Below are 2,443 nucleotides of genomic sequence, written 5' to 3' on the forward strand. Positions count from 1 at the left end.
CCGCCCCATTCGCCGCCCCATTCGCCGCCCCATTCGCCGCACCGGTGACGAAGACCCGTGTCGGCAACATGAAATGACGCAATTGCAACACGTCCAGCGGACCTGCACCGGCCTCGCTGCGCAGTTGCACCTTCAGCGCAATGCCTTCGCTCGTCTCCGGGCTCCACGTCAGCAGAAAGCGCGCGCTGTCCTGCTGCATTACCCTGGCGCGCTCCAGCAGCCGGATCAGCCCGAACCGTCCCTGTGCATCAAGCGCCGTGCGCAGCCCACCCTGCTCCGTCTGCCATTCGATGTGCGACAGATTCTCCAGCGACTGGCCGGGCCATTCGAACGGCATCCATTCCTGCTTCTGGTTGAAGTAATGCAGCTCACGTCCGGACAGCACGAACTTCATCTCAGTAATCCCCGAGAACGGCACCGCCTGCAGCTCGAAGCGCACATGCGCGTCGCCCGAGGGAAACAGCACGGTCGAGATCTGCGTCAGCCGGTTCAGGCTGCTGAGGAAGCCCGGATCGATCGACAGTGCGCCGTGACTGGCACCCTGGGCCACCACCCACCGGTCGCCCTGCCGCTCGATCACCCCCGCGAGCTGCGTCGTGACGAACTGCGCGATCACGCCGTTATCCGGCCGCATGAAGCGCGCCATCTCAGGCAGCGACGCATCGTTGCCGGAATCGGCAAACGGATAGCGCCCGCCGAACGTCCTGTTCCAGTCCGCCACGATCGCGCTGCGCCAGATCTCGTTCAGACTCGATGCCGCCGGCTGCACGACGACCTGCCAGGCCTGGTCGAACGGGGCCTGGAACAGTTCGCCGAAGCCCGACCACTGCTCGCCCAGGCTCGCGGCCAGGCGGCTCGCGTAGTCGCGGCTCCCGGCCAGGTCGGACGTCCTGCCCTGCAGCACCGACTGCGCAGCGAGGCGTGCCATCGCATCCGGATCGGTGCCGGAGACGATCTGCGATGCCTTCAGGCGCATCGCTGTGACCCGCTCCAGGTATCGCGCGAGGCTCAGGTCCCCGGTCACAGCGAGTTGCGCCGCAGCCTTGCTGTTCGCTGGCGCACCGGACGCCAGATCGCTGCCCGTGAGGTCTCTACCTGCGAGGCGCAGGATCGGCCCGAACGCTGCGGCCAGCGGCGCAGGCTGGGGCGGGGTCTGCTTCGACGGATCCTTCTCCCCGCCTCCGACGAGCTGCTGCGCCTTGCTGATCAGGTTCCCGGCGAGCGACTGCGTGTTCGCGCCCGCGCCTGCCTGGTACACAACCGCGTTCATCAGCGCGACGAGCGGCGAGCGCTGCGGGTCACCCAGCAGCGTCAGCTGGTCGGCCGTCGCGGACAGCGTCGGCGCCGGCTGCCAGCGAAGGCTGTTGAGAAACAGCGCCCACGCGCGCGCGTAATCGTCGAAGTAGCGCTGGCGAAGTTCGGCCTTCAGGGTTGACGGTGCGGCCTGTGTCGCCTTCACGTCGGACAGCACCCAGTCGCCTGCCACGTCGTGCTGCTCGCTCGCGTCGTCGATCGCCTTCGCGAGGCGCTCGTCCCACGCGGCACGCGTGAACACGCCCGGCACGGTCGCCGTCGTGTTGAACAGGCCGCGGCTGCTCGTGTCGCCGAGCAGCGTGGCGAGCGACACGGGCGGATACTTCGCCTTCGCCTCGTCGAGGATCTGCTGGTAGACCGCGTCCGTTGAGTTCTGGATGCCGCGCACGCCGATGACCGTCTGGCGCGTCGAGGCGACTAGGCCAGCATCCGGCGACATCGCGGGCATGCTGGCGCGACCGAGGTGGTCTGCGAAGAATGCGATCGTGTGCTGGCGCAGGTCGTCCCAGGTGCCGGACGACAGGGGCGAGTTCGCGGGACGCCCGGGCGCGGCCGTCGCGACCAGTTGGGGCGTCAGGAAGGCGGCGATTGCCCGCTCGGGCTTCGCGAGCATGAGGTAAGCCTTGAGCGTGTCGTAGGCGGCCTGCACCTGTGCGTTGCCGCCACTGGCGATCTCGGCGTCCGACAGGGACGCGAGCTGGCGCAGGTGTTCTTCGAGCTGCTGGCGGATTGGGGCAACGAGGATGCGGCTCGCCGCACTGGCGTAGCCCGGCCACAGCGCCTCGAGCAGGGCGCCGTCACGGTTCAGGCCGAAACGCGCCGTCCACGGCGCGCCCTCGCGCTGATGGATTTCCAGCGTGTCGATCTGCCGGTCGAGGCCATGGAGGGCTTGCAGGGCCGGCGTGCGATCCTCGACGGTGGTCAGCTGCGCGACGGTGTCGGCCGCGTGGCGGATCGTTGCGCGGTTGACGAAGCCCGACAGCATCGTGCCGGCGATCCAGCTGGCGAGCAGGGCCGTGGTTATCCATCCGGCTGTCGTCGACAGCGGGAAACCAATGCGGCGGCCGTGGAGCTGGCGGCTGTGGTCGGCGATGGTTTGCCAGATCGCTCGTTGGCGCTGGCCGGGGGG

At 68.6% G+C, this 2,443-nt stretch carries 1 protein-coding gene; it reads right to left on the minus strand.

The annotated features are described in order from the left end of the window. Positions 1 to 2,443: ImcF-related family protein (locus HV711_RS33120; RefSeq protein ID WP_035486426.1), on the minus strand; the 2,443-nt coding region annotated here is incomplete at both ends.

Origin of the sequence: Paraburkholderia phenoliruptrix (assembly GCF_902859825.1) — a bacterium.
GTDB lineage: Bacteria > Pseudomonadota > Gammaproteobacteria > Burkholderiales > Burkholderiaceae > Paraburkholderia > Paraburkholderia phenoliruptrix.